Here is a 13,392-nt window from a genome sequence, read left to right as displayed (position 1 = left end):
CTGTGTGAGAATGGTTCTCATGTCCAGGACCCTGCCGCCCGCCGTCGCCACCGTCGCCGCCCTCCTGCTGACCGGGTGCGGTTCGGCCGACGCGGGCGGGGACGACGGGGTGCGGGTCGAGGCCGCCTTCTACCCCCTGCAGTGGGCCGCCGAGCGGATCGGCGGCGATCGGGTCGAGGTCGCCTCCCTCACCCCGCCCGGGGCCGAGCCGCACGACCTGGAGCTCACGCCCCAGGACGTCGCCGCGCTCACCGAGGCCGACCTCGTCGTCTACCTCGCGGGGTTCCAGCCCGCGGTCGACGACGCCGTCGCCGAGGCGGGGGACGCCGCCTGGGACGCCGGCCAGGCGGCCGACCTCTCGCTGACGACCGGGGCACACGAGCACGGGGACGAGACGGAGGAGGAGCACGCCGGGCACGCCGGCGAGGAGGACGGGGAGGTCGCCGACCCGCACTTCTGGCTCGACCCGACCCGCCTGGCCGACGTCGGCGACGCGCTCGCCGACCGCCTCGCCGAGGTCGACCCGGACGGCGCGGACGCCTTCCGCGACAACGCCGCGGCACTGCGCGCCGACCTGGAGACCCTCGACGCCGAGATGCAGCAGGGCCTGGCCGACTGCGCGGTGACCACGCTGGTCACCAGCCACGACGCCTTCGGCTACCTCGCCGACCGCTACGGGTTCGAGGTGGCCGCCGTCAGCGGGCTGAGCCCCTCGGCCGAGCCGACCCCGGAGCAGCTGGCCGAGATCTCTACGCTGGTCCGCGAGCGCGGCGTGACGACCGTCTACACCGAGACCCTCGTCGACCCCGCCGTCGCCGAGACCGTTGCCGAGGAGGCCGGGGTGCAGACCGCCGTCCTCGACCCGCTCGAGGGCCTCACCGACGAGTCGGCCGGCGAGGACTACCTCGACGTCATGCGCGCCGACCTCGCCACGCTGCGGGAGGGGCAGGGCTGCGCATGAGCGACCCCGCGGTCCGGCTGGTCGGCGCCACGATCGGCTACGGCGACGTCGCGATCGTCCGCGACGCCGACCTGACCGTGCAGCCCGGCGAGGCGGTCGCGGTCCTGGGCTCCAACGGCTCGGGCAAGACGACCCTCTCCCGCGGCCTGCTCGGCCTGGCCACCGTCCTCGGCGGCACCGTCGAGGTGCTCGGCGCCCCGGTCGGGCGGCTGCGCGAGCGCGGCCGCGTCGGCTACGTCCCGCAGCGGCACACCGTCAGTGGCGCCATGCCGGCCACCGTGCGCGAGGTCGTCGGCGTCGGGCGGCTCCCCCGGCTGGGGCTGTTCGGCCGGCTGGGCCCGCGCGACCGGGCCGCCGTCGCCGAGGCCGTCGACGCCGTCGGCCTGGCCGACCGGCTCGAGGACCCGGTGGCCTCGCTCTCCGGCGGCCAGCAGCGCCGCGTGCTGGTGGCCCGCGCCCTGGCCGCCGAGCCGGAGCTGCTGGTCATGGACGAGCCGACCGCCGGGGTCGACGCCGCCAGCCAGGCGGCCCTGGCCACCGTGCTGGCGCGGGTGTCGGCGGCCGGCACGACACTGCTGGTGGTGACCCACGAGACCGGCCCGCTGTCGGGCGTGCTCACCCGCGCGGTCGTCGTCGACTCCGGCCGGATCACCTCCGACGGGCCGCTGGGCGCGGTCGGCCCGGTGGCCGCCGGCCCCGACTGCCACCACCCGGAGGAGACCGCGCCGCCGGTGCGCGGCTACCGGCTCGACCAGCCGCGGCCGGCGCCCGACGCCGTCCGCGCGCGGAACGGGAGCCGCTGACGTGGAGCTGCTCGAGTACGGGTTCATGCAGCGCGCACTGCTGGCCAGCGTCATGGTCGGCCTGGCCGCGCCGGCGGTCGGCGTCTTCCTCGTCCAGCGGCGGCTGTCACTGCTCGGTGACGGGCTGGGCCACGTCGCGCTGACCGGGGTGGCCCTCGGCGTGCTCACCTCCACCGCGCCGGTGGGGACGGCGCTGGTCGCGGCGGTGCTGGGCGCGGTGCTCATCGAGCTGGTCCGCGCCCGGGGGCGCACCAGCGGCGACGTCGCGCTCGCGGTCCTGTTCTACGGCGGCATCGCCGGCGGTGTCGTGCTGCTGTCGCTGGCCCCGCGCGGGCAGGCGACCAACCTCGACGCGTTCCTGTTCGGCGCCATCACGACCACGACGGCCGCCGACGTCGCCGTCTTCGCCGTGATCACCGTCGTCGTCCTGGCCGTCGTCGCGCTGCTCGGGCGGCGGCTGTACGCGGTGAGCGACGACGAGGAGTACGCCCGCGCCGTCGGCCTGCCGGTGCTGGGGCTCAACGTGGTGCTGGCCGTGCTGGTGGCCTCCACCGTGGTGCTGTCGATGCGGGTGGTCGGGCTGCTGCTCATCAGCGCGCTGATGATCCTGCCCAGCGCCGTGGCCCAGCTCGTGGGCCGCAGCTTCCGCAGCACGCTGTACCTGGCCTGCGCGATCGGCGTCGTCGTGAGCGTGGCGGGCACCGCGGGCTCCTACTACACCGGCACGCCCTCGGGCGGCACGATCGTGCTGCTGACCATCGCGCTGTTCCTGCTGGTCACCGTGGCCGTCACCCTGCGCGACGCGACCGCGCGGCGGCGGCACGGCCGCCGGGTCGAGGTGCACGCCGCCCACCCGCACGAGCACGGCGAGGGCTGCGGGCACCGGGCGGTGCCGCACGACGACCACGTCGACTACGACCACGACGGGCACCTGCACGCGCCGCACCGCACCGGCTCGGGGGTCCACTACGACGAGCACGTCGCCGCGGCCCCGCCGGTGGGGACGGAGCGGCCGTGAGCGCGCCCGAGGTCCCGGTCCGCCGGCAGACCCGGCAGCGCACCGCGGTGCTGGCGCTGCTGGAGGAGCTCGACGGGTTCCGCACCGCGCAGGACCTGCACGCGCTGCTGCGCGAGCGGGGCGACGCCGTGGGCCTGGCCACCGTCTACCGCGCCCTGCAGGCCCTGGTCGACGACGGCCTGGTCGACGTGCTGCGCAGCGAGGACGGCGAGGCCGCCTACCGGCGGTGCTCGCCGGTGCACCACCACCACCTGGTGTGCCGCTCCTGCGGGCGCACCGTGGAGGTCGCCGACCCGCCGGTGGAGCGCTGGGCGGCGAAGGTGGCCGCCGACCACGGCTTCGCCGACGTGCAGCACCAGCTGGAGGTCTTCGGCACCTGCGGCTCCTGCACCGCCGCTCAGCGGTAGGGGTCGGTCACCTCGCGCAGCCGGGTGAGCGCCGCGCGCAGCTGGGCGGTGGTCTCCTCCCCCAGGTGCGCGGTCCACTCGGCCTCCACCTCGGCCTCCACCCGGCGGGCGATCGCCACCAGCTCCCGCCCGCGCTCGGCGATCTGCACCAGCCGGGCCCGGGCATCGGTGGGGTCGGGCACGCGGCGGACGTAGCCGGCGCGCTGGAGCTGGTCGACGAGGTGGCCGGCGGTCTGCTTGGTGACCAGCGCCTGCGCGGCCAGGTCGGTCAGCCGGGTGCCGGAGGGGCCGATCCGGGCGGCGATGCGGCCCTGGGCGAGCGTGATGTCGCCGTGCCCCTCGGCCGCCAGGGCCGCGAGCACCCGGGCCTCCATCGCCCGGTGCGGGTAGAAGCACAGCAGGGCCAGGTTCTGGTGCTCCTGCTCCCGGCCCGGGCGGTCCCCGTTCTGCCGGACCTCGTCGCGAACGCTCACGATCCCCCTTGACGTTGGTCAGACGATCTGACTGAATAGTCAGGCCATCTTACCAACTCCGAGGAGGCCGTCGTGGACCTCGACGACGTGTGGCGCGCCATCGACGCCCAGCGCTCGAGCCTGGCCGACCTGCTCGACGACCTGGCGCTGGCCGAGTGGGAGACCCCCTCCCTGTGCGAGGGCTGGCGGGTGCGCGACGTCGCGGCGCACCTGACCCAGGCGCACATGGGACTCCGGGACGTGGTCGTCCCGGCGATCCGGGCGCGGGGCAGCTTCGACCGCATGATCCGGGACGCGGCACTGCGCCTGGGACCCCTGCCCGACGACGAGTACGGGCGGCGAATCCGGGCGATGGTCGGCTCCCGGCGACGGGCGCCGTTCATCAGCCCGATCGAGCCGCTCCTCGACGTCCTCGTGCACGGTCAGGACATCGCCCTCCCCCTGGGCCGCGAGCGGCCGGTCCCGCCGGTCGCCGCGGCCGTGGCGGCGCGGCGGGCCTGGGAGCTGTACTTCCCGTTCCGGGCGCGCAGACGACTGGCCGGCCTGCAGCTGCGGGCCACCGACAGCGACCTCGTGCTGGGCGAGGGCGCACCCGTCGAGGGCACCACCGGCGACCTGCTGCTGCTGGTCACCGGACGCACCGCGACGCTCCACCGGCTCTCCGGCGAGGGCGTGCACCGACTGCCGACGGCGACGGGCCGCCGGGAGGACTCGAGGAGGACGCCATGACCCTGGGCGTGATCACGGACGTGTCCGCACCCGTCGAGCTCTACGACGTGCTGCACGCGGCGATCCTGCAGCGTTCCGACCCGGCCACCGACGGCCTGCTGCTGCACCTGGCCCGGCCGACCGCCGACGGCTTCCAGGTGATCGACGTGTGGGAGTCGCGCGAGGCGCAGGAGCGCAGGAACCGGGAGGTGATCCTGCCCGCGCTGGCCGAGGTCCTGGGAGACCAGGCGCCCCCGCCCTCGGTGGTCACCGAGTTCGAGGTCCGCGGCCTGGTGCTGCCGCGGGCCGGCGTCACCGTCTGACGGCGGCATCCCGGTCCCGGAGGAGGACGCGATGACCTGGGCGGTGACCACGGACCTGTCCGAGCCGGTGGAGGTCTACGACGCCGTGCACCGGCTGCTGCTGGAGCGCACCGGAGGGGTCGTCGACGGCCGGCTGGTCCACCTGACCCGGCCGACCGCCGACGGCTTCCGGGTCCTCGAGGTGTGGGAGTCCCGCGAGGCCTACGACCGCTACGGCCGCGAGGTGGTGGCGCCGCTGGTCGCGGAGTTCCTGGCCGGCCGGCCGCACCCGCCGGAGGTGGTCACCGAGTTCGCGGTGCTCGGCCTAGTTGTCCCGGCCGGCGGGGCGATGATCCCCGCCGGCGCGGGAGTCCGGTGACCCACTGGTCGGTGTGGGCCGGTTGCGGCGGCCGGGCACCCGCGCGCCGCCGTCGTCACCACAGGGTGCGGATCGCCGGGAACTCCGTCAGTGCGACGTCACCCGTGACGACGGGAAGCGACTCGAGGACGGCCTGCGCGACGATCATCCGGTCGAACGGATCGCGGTGGGCCCACTCCAGGGACCCGGCGGTGAGCGCGTGGCGGCCGGTGATGGGGAGCTCTTGCGCCCGGAGCCTGTCGAGGTGCTCCCGGTAGCCGCTGACGACCGCAGCGGCGCCGTCCATCTTCCCGAGTCGGTGTTTCGTGGCGATCTCCCACGCGCTGGCCGCGGAGACGTGGAGCCTCGTCTCCGGCGCCCGGACGACCGCCAGGGTCTCGGCCGGGACGCGGGCGGGTTCCAGGAGCACCCAGAGCAGGGCGTGGGTATCGAGCAGGAGGGCGGTCACTCCCAGCGGGCCAGCTCGTCGTCCGGCAGGGGGTCGGAGAAGACATCGGGGACCGAGCCGGCCACGAACCCCACGGGTCGGGGTCCCGGCTGCTCGACCGGCACCAGGCGCACGACCGGCCGACCACCGCGTGCGATCACGACCTCCTCGCCACGCTCTGCGGCGGCGAGCAGCTGGGACAGCCTCGTCTTCGCGTCCTGGACGTTCACCTGGGTCATGCGCCGAGGATAGGGCCAACTCGACCAACCTGGCCAGGTCAACCTGGCCAGGCCGGGCGCCGACGTCAGTTGAGGGCGCGGGTGCCCGGCGGCAGGACGCCACCGCCGACCATCTCGACGACGGCGTCCTGCAGCGCGGTGAGCGCCACGCGCTGGGTGAACGGGCCGGTGGAGACGCGGGCGACGCCGAGCTCCTGCATCTCGCGGGCCGGAAGCGACGCGCCGGGCACGCTGATCAGCGTCAGCCTGTTGCGCCCCAGGCCCTCGACCACCTCGGCGATCTCGTCGCGGTCGACCAGCCGCGGCACGAACACGACCGGGGCGCCGGCCTCGAGGAACGCCCGGCCGCGGCGGATCGCCTCGGCGACCAGCTCGCCCCGGTCGGCGTCCTTCGCGGCGCGGACGAAGACGTCGGTGCGGGCGTTGAGCACGAAGTCGATCCCGGCGTCGCGCCCGGCCCGCACGACGGCCTCGACGGCGGCCACGGCGTCGTCGAGCGGCTTCACCTGGTCCTCGAGGTTGCCGCCGACCACGCCCTTCTCGATGGCGCGACGGGCGGTCTCGCCGGCGTCGCCGTAGCCGGCCTCCATGTCCATGCTCACCGGCAGGTCCACCGCGGCGGCGATCCGGCCGACCATGTCCAGGTGCAGGTCGAGCGGGATGTTCTCACCGTCCTCGTAGCCGAAGGTCGCGGCGATGCCGTGGCTGGCGGTCGCGAGCGCGCGCACGCCGTCGGTGGCGGCCACCACCTGGGCGGAGACCACGTCCCACACGTTGGTGAGGACGAGGATCTCCGGGGCGGTGTGCAGGTCGAGCAGGGTCCGGGCGCGGGTGGCGAGGTCGGTCACGGCCCCGACCGTAGGGGCTAACGCGAGCGCAGGGCGCGCAGTGCGCTCTTGCGGGCCTCGCCGGTGAGCCGGTCGAGGAAGACCTTCCCGTCGAGGTGGTCGACCTCGTGCTGCAGGCAGCGCGCCATCAGGCCCGAGCCCGACAGCCGCAGCGGCTCGCCGTGCACGTCGAACCCCTCGGCGACGGCGTGCATCGCCCGCACGGTCGGCGCCCAGATGCCGGGGATGGACAGGCACCCCTCGTCGCCGTCCTGGACCTCCTCCGACAGCTCCACGATCCGCGGGTTGACCAGGTGACCGATCTCGCCGTCGACGTGGTAGCTGAACACCCGGGCGCTCACCCCGATCTGCGGGGCGGCCAGCCCGGCGCGGCCGGGGTGGTCGACGGTCTCCTCGAGGTCGCGCACCAGGGCGGCGAGTTCCTTGTCGAAGGCCCGCACCTCGTCGGCGGGCGTACGGAGCACGGGGTCACCGAGCTCGCGGATCGGGCGGATCGTCACCCGGGCAGTCTCGCAGCCGTCCGCGGGCGTCCGACCAGCACCATCTCGTCGCGGTGGACGACCTCGCGGCGGTACTCTGGATCGAGGTCGGGCGTGCGCCGGCCGAGCAGCGCGGGCATCTCCCGGGCGTCGTAGGCGACCAGCCCGCGGGCGACGACGGCGCCGTCGGGGCCGACCAGCTCCACCGGGTCGTCGGCGAGGAAGTCGCCGTCCACGCCGGTGATGCCGGCGGCCAGCAGCGACGCCGACCGCTCGCGCACCGCGCGCACCGCGCCCTCGTCGAGGACCAGCCGCCCCCGCGGCCGGCTGGCGTAGCGCAGCCAGAACTGCCGGCCCGAGGGCCGGCGGCCGGTGGGGGCGAAGAGCGTCCCCACCCGCTCCCCCGCCAGCGCCGCGGCGGCCTGCGGGGTCGAGGTGACGACGACGGGCACGCCGGCGCCGGAGGCGATGAACGCCGCCTCGACCTTGGTCGCCATGCCGCCGGTGCCCACGCCGTTGCGCCGGGCGGTGCCGAGGGTGACCGCGGCGAGGTCGGCCGGGCCGGCGACCCGGTCGAGCAGCCGCGCCGGGCCGGTGCGCGGGTCGCCGTCGTAGACGCCGTCGACGTCGGAGAGCAGCACCAGCGCGCCGGCGGACGCCACGTGCGCCACCAGCGCCGCGAGCCGGTCGTTGTCGCCGAAGCGGATCTCCTCGGTGGCGACGGTGTCGTTCTCGTTGACGATCGGGACCACGCCGAGGGTGAGGAGCCGCTCCAGCGTCTGGCGGGCGTTGCGGTAGTGGCCGCGGCGGGTGAGGTCGTCGGCGGTCAGCAGCACCTGGCCCACGACGATCCCGTGCCGGTCGAAGGCGTCGGCGTAGGTCTGCACCAGGCGCAGCTGCCCGACGCTGGCGGCGGCCTGGGCGGTGGCGAGGTCGCGCGGGCGCCCCTCGACGCCCAGCGGCGCCAGGCCGGCGGCGATCGCGCCGGAGGACACCAGGACCACCTCGCGGCCGGACGCCCGCACCGCGGCCAGGACGTCGACCAGCGCGGTGAGCCGGGCCGGGTCCAGCCCGCCGGGCAGCGTGGTCAGCGAGGACGACCCGACCTTGACCACCACGCGGCCGGCGCCGGCGATCTCCGGACGCACGCTCACGCGTCGTCCCCGGGCGGGTCCCCGTCGGGCAGGTCGTCGTCGGACCAGGTCTCGGTCAGCTCGTAGGGCACCCGGCGGGCCTTCTTGGCCGCCAACCGCTCGGCGGCCCGCACGCGGTGCGGGGCGTCGATGCGGCTGTCGGTGCCGCGGCCGCCCAGGCCGGCGGTCTCCTCCGCCAGCGGCGTGCCGGCGGGCAGGCTGGGCTGGAAGTCGAAGGCGACGTCGCCGATGACGACGGTGTCGCCCTCCTGCGCGCCGAGGCGGGTGAGCTCGTCCTCCACGCCGAGGCGGTTGAGCCGGTCGGCGAGGAAGCCGACGGCCTCGTCGTTGCTGAAGTCGGTCTGCCGCACCCAGCGCTCGGGCTTGACGCCGCGGACGACGAAGGTCGCCTCGTCGTCGGGGTCGGGGGTGACGGTGAACCCGGAGTCGTCGACCGCGCGCGGCACGACGGTCACGCGGGCCGGCTCGGGCTCCGGCAGGGCGGCCCGGTGCTCCTCGACGGCGGCGGCGAGCGCGTAGCCGAGCGCGGGCAGCCCCTCGCCGGTGGCGGCGCTGACCGGGAACACCTGCAGGCCGCGCTCCTCCAGGGCCGGGCGCACGAGGTCGACCAGCTCCCGGCCGTCGGGCACGTCGATCTTGTTGAGGACGGCGACGCGCAGCCGGCCGACGAGGTCCTCGCGGTACTGCGCCAGCTCGTGCTGCAGCGCCTCGATGTCGCTCTCCGGGTCGCGGCCGGGCTCGAGCGTGGCGGTGTCGACGACGTGCACCAGCACCGCGCAGCGCTCGATGTGGCGGAGGAACTCCAGGCCCAGCCCGCGGCCCTCGGACGCGCCGGGGATGAGCCCGGGGACGTCGGCCATGGTGAACACGGTGTCGCCGGCCCGGACGACGCCGAGGTTGGGCACCAGCGTGGTGAACGGGTAGTCGGCGATCTTCGGCCGCGCCGCCGACATCGCCGCGATCAGCGAGGACTTGCCCGCCGAGGGGAAGCCGACCAGGCCGACGTCGGCGATGCTCTTGAGCTCGAGGACGGCGTCGATGGCCTCCCCCGGCTCCCCGAGCAGCGCGAAGCCGGGCGCCTTGCGGCGGGGGTTGGCCAGCGCGGCGTTGCCCAGCCCGCCCTTGCCGCCCTGGGCGAGCACGACCCGGGTGCCGGCGCCGACGAGGTCGGCGATCACCTCGCCGTCGGGGGTGCTGACGACGGTGCCCTCGGGGACCCGCAGCACGCGGTCCTCGCCGTTGGCCCCGTTGCGGTGGCTGCCGGCGCCCGGGCGGCCGTTGCCGGCCTTCTGGTGCGGGCGGTGGTGGAAGTCCAGGAGGGTGTGGACGTTGGGGTCCACCTCGAGGACGACGTCGCCGCCGTTGCCGCCGTTGCCGCCGTCGGGACCGCCGAGCGGCTTGTACTTCTCGCGGTGCACGGACGCGACGCCGTGACCGCCGTTGCCCGCGGCGACGTGCACGACGACGCGGTCGACGAACGCGGCCATGTCTGCTCTACCTGCTCACTGCCTCGGGAACGCCACGAGCGCACGGGCCGGCCGGCCCGTGCGCTCGTCGCGTGCTGCTGGGAGAGCCCTGCGGGCTCAGGCGTCGACCGTCGTGATCGAGACGGTCTTGCGGCCACGCCGGGTGCCGAAGGTGACCGCGCCGGGCTGCAGCGCGAACAGCGTGTCGTCGCCGCCGCGGCCCACACCGAGACCCGGGTGGAAGTGGGTGCCGCGCTGGCGCACGATGATCTCGCCGGCCTTGACGACCTGGCCGCCGAAGCGCTTCACGCCGAGGCGCTGGGCGTTCGAGTCGCGGCCGTTGCGGGAGGACGAGGCGCCCTTCTTGTGTGCCATGTCGTCGTCAGCCCTTCGTGATGTCGCGGACGACCACGTCGGTCAGCGGCTGACGGTGGCCCTGACGCTTGTGGTAGCCGGTCTTGTTCTTGAACTTGTGGATGCGGATCTTCGGGCCCTTGCCGTGGCCGACGATCTCGCCGGTCACGGTCACGCCGGCCAGCGCCTGCGCGTCGCTGGTGACGGTGTCGCCGTCGACCAGGAGCAGGGCCGGGAGGGTGACGGTGTCGCCCGCCTCACCCGCGAGACGGTTCACCGTGAACCGGTCGCCCACGGCCACCTTGTGCTGCCGGCCACCGGCCTTCACGACTGCGTACACCACTGAACTCCTCGATCGCTGCTGTCGGTCCCGCGACGCGTCCTGGACGCACCCCGGCGCGGGAGCCGGGTGCCGGACGGGCCGCACCGCCTCCTCGACCCCTGGCGCGGAGCCCGGTCGGGGCGGTGCAACCCGACCAGCGTACCCGAGCCTAGACGGCCCCGGCGCAGGGTCCCACCGCGAGCGTGCGAGGGGTGGGGTCCTTCCTCGTGCGAACGCGGCCCCGGCCGCCCGGAGATCAGGACGCCGGGGGGCCGGCCGGGCGGCTGGCCGCCCGGCGGCGGCGCGGGCGCGTGCCCCCGACGACCGTGGCGGCACCGTCCCCGGTCGGCGCGGCACCGGCCGGGGCGGTCGCCTCGGCGGCGGGCGGGGTGACCTCGGCAGCGGCCGCGTCGGCGGGGTCGTCGTCCATCGGGCCGGGGTCGTCGATGCCGGCGCCGGGCGGCAGCGCCGCCTCGTCGTCGCCGGCCTCCGGCGTCGCCACCGGCTCGGGGGCCGGCTCGGGGACCTCCGCGCCGGGCACCTCGGCGCCGAGCTGCACCGTGACCTCGACCTCGGGGGCGCCGTCGGTGAGCGCGGACGCGACAGCCGGGACGTCCTCGGGAGCGGCGACGTCCTCGGGAGCGGCGACGTCCTCGGGAGCGGCGACGTCCTCGGGAGCGGCGACGTCCTCGGGAGCGGCGACGTCCTCGGGAGCGGCGACGTCCTCGGGAGCGGCGACGTCCTCGGGAGCGGCGACGTCCTCGGGAGCGGACGCGGCGGCGAGCACGGCGGCGTCCTCCGCGGCCCGCTCCTCCCCCGACTGCCCGCGGTTGCGCCGGCCGCGGTTGCGCCGGCCACCGGGACGCTGCCCGTCCCCGGCCTCGCCGTCCGGGCCGGGCTGCCCGGTCGCGACGACCTCCGCGGGCTCGCGCTCGGACTCCTTGCGCTCGGACTCCTTGCGCTCGGTCTCCCTGCGCTCGGCGTCCTTGCGGTCGGTCTCCTTGCGGTCGTCCCGGCGGACCGGCTCCCGCCGGCCGCCGTTGCCGCCGGAGCCGTTCCCGCCGGAGCCGCTGCCGGAGCCCCCGCGGCGCTTCTCGTCCACCGGGTCGGTGTGCACGAGGACGCCCCGGCCGCGGCAGTGCTCGCACGGCTCGGAGAACACCTCGAGCAGGCCCTGCCCGACCCGCTTGCGGGTCATCTGCACCAGGCCCAGCGAGGTCACCTCGGCCACCTGGTGCTTGGTGCGGTCGCGGCCCAGGCACTCGGTCAGCCGGCGCAGCACCAGGTCGCGGTTGCTCTCGAGCACCATGTCGATGAAGTCGATGACGATGATGCCGCCGATGTCGCGCAGCCGGAGCTGGCGGACGATCTCCTCGGCCGCCTCCATGTTGTTGCGCGTGACGGTCTGCTCGAGGTTGCCGCCGGAGCCGGTGAACTTGCCGGTGTTGACGTCGACGACGGTCATCGCCTCGGTGCGGTCGATGACCAGCGAGCCGCCCGAGGGCAGCCACACCTTGCGGTCGAGCGCCTTGGCCAGCTGCTCGTCGATGCGCAGGTCGCGGAAGACGTCGCCCTCGCCGGTGTGGCGGGTCAGCCGGCCGGACAGCTCCGGGGAGACGTGCGCGACGTATGCCTCGACGGTGTCCCAGGCGTCGTCGCCCTGGACGACGAGCTCGGTGAAGTCCTCGTTGAAGACGTCGCGGATGACCCGGATGGCGAGGTCGGGCTCGCCGTAGAGCAGGGCGGGCGCGTTGCTCGACGAGGACGCCTTGGTCTGGATGACCTCCCACTGGGCCTTGAGCCGTGCGACGTCGCGGGTGAGCTCCTCCTCCGAGGCGCCCTCCGCGGCGGTCCGGATGATGACCCCGGCGTCCTCGGGGACGATCGTGCGCAGGACGTCCTTGAGCCGCTGCCGCTCGGTGTCGGGCAGCTTGCGGCTGATGCCGGTCATCGAGCCGCCGGGCACGTAGACCAGGAAGCGGCCGGGCAGGTTCACCTGCTGGGTGAGCCGGGCGCCCTTGTGGCCGATCGGGTCCTTGGTGACCTGGACGAGGACCTTGTCGCCGGACTTGAGCGCCTGCTCGATCGAGCGCTGCTTGCCGGTGAGGCCGGCGGCCTCCCAGTTGACCTCGCCGGCGTACAGGACGGCGTTGCGGCCCTTGCCGATGTCGATGAACGCCGCCTCCATGCTGGGCAGCACGTTCTGCACCCGGCCGAGGTAGACGTTGCCGGCGAAGGACGTCGCCTGCGCCTGCGTGACGTAGTGCTCGACGAGCACGCCGTCCTCCAGGACGGCGATCTGGGTGCGCTCGCCGCGCTGGCGGATGACCATCCGGCGCTCCACCGCCTCGCGGCGGGCGAGGAACTCCGCCTCGGTGAGGATCGGCGCGCGGCGGCGGCCGGTGTCGCGGCCCTCCCGGCGGCGCTGGCGCTTGGCCTCCAGCCGCGTGGAGCCGGTGACGCCGCGGACGTCGTCGTCGCTGGTGACCCGGCCGTTGCGGCCGGCCCGCTCGGGGCGGTCGTCGTCGTCCTCGGTGCCGGACTCGGCGGCGGCGTCCCCGCCCCGGCGACGGCGGCGGCGACGGCGGCGGGTGGTCGACCCGCCCTCCGCGTCGTCGGTCTCGGCGTCCTCGGTCTCGGTGTCCTCGTCGTTGGCGTCGTCCTCGTCGGAGACGCCGTCGCCCGCGGGCCGCTCGTCGGTGACGGGCTCGCCGGTCTCGTCCTCGGCGTCGGCGGACTCGTCGCCGCTGCGCCCCCGGCCCCTGCCCCGGCGGCCGCGGCGGCGGCGCCGGCTGCCGCCGGACTCGTCGCGGTCGGCGTCGTCGCGGTCGGTGTCGGTGTCGGTGTCGGCCGCGTCGTCGTCGGTGTCCTCGTCGGCGTCCTCGACCGCCTCGACCGCCTCGACCGCCTCGACCGCCTCGACGGCGGCCCGGTCGTCGGCCTCGGTCGCGGCGCCGCGGCGGCCCGTCCGGCAGCGGGGCCACCGGGGCGCCCGGGCCACGGCCGACTCGGGCGGGGCGGCGTACTCGGCGACGTCCTCGACGACAGCTAC

General features: G+C 75.6%; 17 protein-coding genes. 7 read left to right on the top strand and 10 right to left on the bottom strand.

The genetic code is table 11. From position 1 onward, the window contains the following. Positions 1-19: 19 nt before the first annotated feature. Genes ACI780_RS21805 through ACI780_RS21790 form a run of 4 tightly spaced genes read left to right on the top strand, consistent with a single transcriptional unit; the run spans position 20 to position 3,189 of the window. Positions 20-961: a metal ABC transporter substrate-binding protein gene (locus ACI780_RS21805; RefSeq protein WP_457005721.1), complete on the top strand. Its 942-nt coding sequence runs from the start codon at positions 20-22 to the stop codon at positions 959-961. Then, entirely contained in the window at positions 958-1,764 is an 807-nt protein-coding gene (locus ACI780_RS21800; protein ID WP_456871113.1) for a metal ABC transporter ATP-binding protein, read from the top strand. Before ACI780_RS21805 ends, ACI780_RS21800 begins: the two co-directional genes overlap by 4 nt. Before the next feature lies 1 nt (position 1,765). Further along, positions 1,766-2,782 (top strand): metal ABC transporter permease, encoded by a 1,017-nt coding sequence (locus ACI780_RS21795; protein ID WP_456871114.1) that lies wholly within the window; start codon positions 1,766-1,768, stop codon positions 2,780-2,782. Further along, positions 2,779-3,189, top strand: a complete 411-nt coding sequence (locus ACI780_RS21790) for a Fur family transcriptional regulator (RefSeq protein WP_456871115.1) — start codon at positions 2,779-2,781, stop codon at positions 3,187-3,189. The genes ACI780_RS21795 and ACI780_RS21790 overlap by 4 nt, the downstream gene beginning before the upstream one ends. Here the strand turns inward: ACI780_RS21790 and ACI780_RS21785 are convergent. Continuing rightward, on the bottom strand, positions 3,180-3,662 hold the full coding sequence (locus tag ACI780_RS21785) for a MarR family winged helix-turn-helix transcriptional regulator (protein WP_456871116.1): 483 nt from the start codon (positions 3,660-3,662) through the stop codon (positions 3,180-3,182). The two genes, ACI780_RS21790 and ACI780_RS21785, sit on opposite strands and share 10 nt — an antisense overlap. A 72-nt stretch (positions 3,663-3,734) precedes the next feature. On the opposite strand from ACI780_RS21785, the gene ACI780_RS21780 reads away from it, so the two are divergent. The 3 genes from ACI780_RS21780 to ACI780_RS21770 are packed head-to-tail and all read left to right on the top strand — an operon-like array spanning position 3,735 to position 5,051. Beyond that, positions 3,735-4,391, top strand: a complete 657-nt coding sequence (locus ACI780_RS21780; protein ID WP_457005718.1) for a maleylpyruvate isomerase family mycothiol-dependent enzyme — start codon at positions 3,735-3,737, stop codon at positions 4,389-4,391. Further along, positions 4,388-4,693: a hypothetical protein gene (locus ACI780_RS21775; protein ID WP_457005716.1), complete on the top strand. Its 306-nt coding sequence runs from the start codon at positions 4,388-4,390 to the stop codon at positions 4,691-4,693. The genes ACI780_RS21780 and ACI780_RS21775 overlap by 4 nt, the downstream gene beginning before the upstream one ends. Positions 4,694-4,724: 31 nt before the next feature. After that, a complete protein-coding gene (locus tag ACI780_RS21770; protein WP_456871119.1) occupies positions 4,725-5,051 on the top strand; it encodes a hypothetical protein in 327 nt (108 codons plus the stop codon). A 55-nt stretch (positions 5,052-5,106) separates the two neighbouring features. Here ACI780_RS21770 and ACI780_RS21765 read toward each other — a convergent pair whose 3' ends face one another. From ACI780_RS21765 to ACI780_RS21725, 9 genes are all read right to left on the bottom strand, one after another. Further along, complete coding sequence (locus tag ACI780_RS21765) at positions 5,107-5,499, bottom strand: type II toxin-antitoxin system VapC family toxin (RefSeq protein ID WP_456871120.1); 393 nt, start codon at positions 5,497-5,499, stop codon at positions 5,107-5,109. Further along, positions 5,496-5,717, bottom strand: coding sequence for a type II toxin-antitoxin system Phd/YefM family antitoxin (locus ACI780_RS21760; RefSeq protein ID WP_456871121.1), 222 nt, complete (start codon positions 5,715-5,717; stop codon positions 5,496-5,498). Before ACI780_RS21760 ends, ACI780_RS21765 begins: the two co-directional genes overlap by 4 nt. 65 nt (positions 5,718-5,782) lie before the next feature. After that, positions 5,783-6,565 (bottom strand): isocitrate lyase/PEP mutase family protein, encoded by a 783-nt coding sequence (locus ACI780_RS21755; protein WP_457005713.1) that lies wholly within the window; start codon positions 6,563-6,565, stop codon positions 5,783-5,785. 17 nt (positions 6,566-6,582) lie between these two features. Continuing rightward, positions 6,583-7,065, bottom strand: coding sequence for a peptide deformylase (gene def, locus ACI780_RS21750; RefSeq protein ID WP_089404974.1), 483 nt, complete (start codon positions 7,063-7,065; stop codon positions 6,583-6,585). After that, the gene (gene proB / locus ACI780_RS21745) at positions 7,062-8,198 is read right to left on the bottom strand and encodes a glutamate 5-kinase (RefSeq protein WP_456871123.1); all 1,137 of its coding nucleotides are present in this window, start codon (positions 8,196-8,198) and stop codon (positions 7,062-7,064) included. Before proB ends, def begins: the two co-directional genes overlap by 4 nt. Continuing rightward, positions 8,195-9,685 carry a GTPase ObgE gene (gene obgE / locus ACI780_RS21740; protein WP_457005711.1) on the bottom strand — a complete coding sequence of 497 codons (1,491 nt, stop codon included), beginning with the start codon at positions 9,683-9,685 and terminating at the stop codon, positions 8,195-8,197. Before obgE ends, proB begins: the two co-directional genes overlap by 4 nt. 96 nt (positions 9,686-9,781) lie before the next feature. Beyond that, complete coding sequence (gene rpmA, locus ACI780_RS21735) at positions 9,782-10,039, bottom strand: 50S ribosomal protein L27 (RefSeq protein ID WP_456871125.1); 258 nt, start codon at positions 10,037-10,039, stop codon at positions 9,782-9,784. 7 nt (positions 10,040-10,046) lie between these two features. Continuing rightward, positions 10,047-10,358 (bottom strand): 50S ribosomal protein L21, encoded by a 312-nt coding sequence (rplU, locus tag ACI780_RS21730; RefSeq protein ID WP_089405053.1) that lies wholly within the window; start codon positions 10,356-10,358, stop codon positions 10,047-10,049. A gap of 238 nt (positions 10,359-10,596) precedes the next feature. Further along, positions 10,597-13,392 (bottom strand): Rne/Rng family ribonuclease (locus ACI780_RS21725; protein WP_457005708.1); only part of this gene is annotated, 2,796 nt, incomplete at its 5' end.

This window comes from Geodermatophilus sp. SYSU D00814, from assembly GCF_054050055.1.
The sequence above is the reverse complement of the archived record's forward strand: the minus strand, read 5'-3'. Positions and strand labels throughout refer to the sequence as shown.

Coding starts and splice junctions, on each gene's coding strand:
- ACI780_RS21805 (WP_457005721.1), top strand. CDS start 20: ATGTCCAGGACCCTGCCGCCCGCCGTCGCCACCGTCGCCGCCCTCCTG.
- ACI780_RS21800 (WP_456871113.1), top strand. CDS start 958: ATGAGCGACCCCGCGGTCCGGCTGGTCGGCGCCACGATCGGCTACGGC.
- ACI780_RS21775 (WP_457005716.1), top strand. CDS start 4,388: ATGACCCTGGGCGTGATCACGGACGTGTCCGCACCCGTCGAGCTCTAC.
- ACI780_RS21770 (WP_456871119.1), top strand. CDS start 4,725: ATGACCTGGGCGGTGACCACGGACCTGTCCGAGCCGGTGGAGGTCTAC.
- ACI780_RS21760 (WP_456871121.1), bottom strand. CDS start 5,717: ATGACCCAGGTGAACGTCCAGGACGCGAAGACGAGGCTGTCCCAGCTG.
- obgE (WP_457005711.1), bottom strand. CDS start 9,685: ATGGCCGCGTTCGTCGACCGCGTCGTCGTGCACGTCGCCGCGGGCAAC.
- rpmA (WP_456871125.1), bottom strand. CDS start 10,039: ATGGCACACAAGAAGGGCGCCTCGTCCTCCCGCAACGGCCGCGACTCG.